Source organism: Thioalkalicoccus limnaeus, assembly GCF_041197575.1.
In the GTDB taxonomy this organism is placed as follows: Bacteria; Pseudomonadota; Gammaproteobacteria; order Chromatiales; family Chromatiaceae; genus Thioalkalicoccus; species Thioalkalicoccus limnaeus.
In genome coordinates this window covers 1-2,844 of record NZ_JBDKXB010000062.1, presented here as the reverse complement: position 1 = coordinate 2,844, position 2,844 = coordinate 1, and the positions used below count along the sequence as shown (strand labels likewise).

Here is a 2,844-nt window from a genome sequence, read left to right as displayed (position 1 = left end):
ATTTCCGTGCATCGCGAGGACGCAGGAAGGGGGCGGGGCCGGTCCCCGAGGTGCCGGATTGGGCGTCAGGGGCGGTCGCTCGGCCGCGGCGGGCGGCCCGGGTTGTTCAGGGCTGGAACCATATGGGTTTTGTGGATTCGTTGCAATGAAGAATCTGTGACGGGTGTCGCAAGGCAGCAGTTCAAATGTCAGCCGAGCGGGGCCAGGCCGAATCGGCCTCCGCTCGTCGTCGTTGCCCACTTTCGCGCTTGAGGAAACGCGCCGAACTTAGGCTGTCACCCGTTCTCGCTCGATGACGATGGGTTGACCCGAATTTGCTGTTGGCGGGCACGCTCCCAATCCGCCCTGAGTTCCTCCTGGTGTTGACTTGCCCACTCGATCACCAGCCCCATGGCGCGCGGCGGAAGCTTTCCGGCGAGCAGTGCCAACGTCTGGATGTCGATCTCGGCTTTGGCAGAGCCGTAACGCGTCTAAGCCGATCGCGGGTGCCCAGCCGAGGCGCTCGCGGGCCTTGGTCGGACCGAGTCGCCGAGCAGGGTTCGACTTCGGTGGAACAAAAATGGCGCGGTTCGGCGGCGAGGTGTCTCGCCGATCAAGCCGCGTCAAGGTGTTGAAGAGGGAGTTTGTTCACGGACAACCTCGCCAAGTCCGTCTGCCGGCTGGCATGCTGGATGTCGATTCCAACTAAAACACCGGCGCTATCGTAGTCCAGCACGACGCCCTCGGATACTTCGTCGGAATCCACCGACGCGCGATCGCTGAGGTGGATGTAGAGGGAATCCGTTTCCGCGTCGTAGTTGAGCTTCATGGCTGAAATCTCCGATCCGGAAAGGCGTTGTGGATGGTCCGACCGTCGGACAGGGTCACCACGCGCAGGTAGCACCCCAGCGCCTCCACCCAGATCCAGTGTCTGATGCGTTTATCGTCGATCTGCACTTCCGTGCGTATTGGATCACGGATGGCTGCTTCGCACCATTCCAACCGAAGGTAAGGACGCTTGACGAGCACGTTGTCACGGAAATAGTCGGTAACGGGTAGATCTGACATGGACAACCGAACCACAGGCTCAGTCCAGTTCACTGCGAAGATCGGATACCGGCATGATGACCCGCCGCAGCCTCACTCCCGCCGCTCGGCGACGTCGAAGCCTTCGCGGCGGCATAGGTCGTCGCGCTCGGCCTCCTTGAGGTCCTCGCGAGAATAAGGGGTGTCTAGGTAGACGCGGCTCATCAGTCCTTTAAGTCCCAGTCGCTCCGCAGCGCTGCGATCCGGCGGCTGACTTCCTCTGGTTGACTGCGCGGGCGCTTGGCATAACGCGGGCTCGCGAGCAGTTTGAGCGCGTTGGCCGCAGTGCAGGCGCCTGTGGAAGACGTTGATGTATCGTCTTCCGTCAATACGAGCAAGCCCCGCAACGGAAGTCGGGGGAGCGGTGTGAGGGGGCGCAATCGACCCTGGGCGTCGATTTCGACTTCAATGGTTTTAGGCATTTTTGAAATGCTGCGTTTTCTGTTGAAGGTGGTGGGAGTGAGGATGGATCATTCCCAAGCGTTGCTCATCACCGGCGCGGAGGTTCGCTGGTAGCTGTGAATCATGGCCTTTGGCCGCTGATAAAACACGCCGTGAGGATGGTCAAGACCTGCGCGCTCGCAGTGCCACGGAAAGACACGAACGTTCACGGAAGAAGAGTGGCCACGGATTGGCACGGATGGACACGGATGCTCGGCTTGACCTGTGTTCATCCGTGTGCATCCGTGGCGGTTCATTCTTGTTGCCACGGAAGAACACGGAAGATCACGGAAAGTTCTGGTTTTGGATTGCTCGCGCAAAGACGCCAAGAGGATCATCTGGATCTGCGCCTTGTTCTTCGCGCCTTAGCGCGAGAATCTTCTTCGAAGCGATCGAGTTTGGCCAGGACGACGGCGCATGGCCGCGTGTCCAGGCGCCCGCCGGCGCCGGGCTCATCTCTGCCGCCTGGACGCGGTGCAGAGCGGCCGCGAGGCGTGGACACCGCGGGTCAGTGCTCGGCCAGCCAGGCGTTGAGATCGGCCAGCTCGGTGAAGTCCAACAATGCCTCGCCGAGCGCTTCGAGTTGCTCGATCGGCAGGGCGGCGATGCGCGCCTGCTGTGCGTCCGGGACCAGACCGATGCGGCGCTGCAACAGCCGCAGGATCAGGCGCTCTTCGCGCTGGCGGCCTTCCTGTCGACCTTTCGCCACCAATTCCTTGTAGGCGCGGGTTTCTTCCAACGGGGTCAGCTCACCTAACATCTTCAGTATCTCCTCTAGGCTCAGGCCCTTGAAGCGCGCCATCAGCCAGGATTGAAAGACGTCCAGACAATATTGCCGCGCCTGGGGCGGGACGGGTGCCCTTTGCAGCTGACTGTAGACGGCCGGCGCAGTGAGACGGTAAAGGAAATCCGGGTCGGCGCCCAGCAAAGTGTAGATCTGCGTGTCAGTGCGCATCAGGATCGGCGCCGCAACGCCATGGCACGGAGGAAAGATCGGCCACGGATTGGCGCGGATGAACACGGATGTTTGGCTTGATCTGTGTTCATCCGTGGCTAATCCAGGGCGTCCAGCAGCGTCGCGACGATGCGGCGTTGCTCGGCCTCGCTCAGGTCGGCGTGCATCGGCAGGCACAGGACCTGGCGGGCGATCTGCGCGGCGATCGGGGTGCCTTCGGTGCCGGCGAGGTGGGCATAGGCCGGTTGCTCGTTGAGCGGGATCGGGTAGTGTACGGCGGTGGGGATGCCGGCGGCCTGGAGCTTGGCTTGGAGTGGCGCGCGGTCCGCGACCAGGAGGCTGTACTGGGCGAAGACACTGGTGCGGTCTTCTTTGGGCCACGG

At 62.3% G+C, this 2,844-nt stretch carries 4 protein-coding genes and 1 pseudogene; all 5 read right to left on the bottom strand.

Features of this window, described 5'->3' with window-relative positions; translation table 11 throughout:
* Nucleotides 1–275: 275 nt before the first annotated feature.
* Nucleotides 276–455, bottom strand: a pseudogene (locus ABC977_RS17980) (DUF4160 domain-containing protein); the annotation flags it as partial.
* Nucleotides 456–592: 137 nt separating this feature from the next.
* Nucleotides 593–808: a DUF2283 domain-containing protein gene (locus ABC977_RS17975; protein WP_369668649.1), complete on the bottom strand. Its 216-nt coding sequence runs from the start codon at nucleotides 806–808 to the stop codon at nucleotides 593–595.
* Complete coding sequence (locus ABC977_RS17970; RefSeq protein ID WP_369668648.1) at nucleotides 805–1,047, bottom strand: hypothetical protein; 243 nt, start codon at nucleotides 1,045–1,047, stop codon at nucleotides 805–807. Before ABC977_RS17970 ends, ABC977_RS17975 begins: the two co-directional genes overlap by 4 nt.
* 967 nt (nucleotides 1,048–2,014) lie before the next feature.
* The gene (locus ABC977_RS17965) at nucleotides 2,015–2,461 is read right to left on the bottom strand and encodes a DUF4351 domain-containing protein (RefSeq protein ID WP_369668647.1); all 447 of its coding nucleotides are present in this window, start codon (nucleotides 2,459–2,461) and stop codon (nucleotides 2,015–2,017) included.
* A gap of 98 nt (nucleotides 2,462–2,559) precedes the next feature.
* The coding region (locus ABC977_RS17960) for a DegT/DnrJ/EryC1/StrS family aminotransferase (RefSeq protein WP_369668646.1) at nucleotides 2,560–2,844 on the bottom strand (285 nt) is incomplete at its 5' end.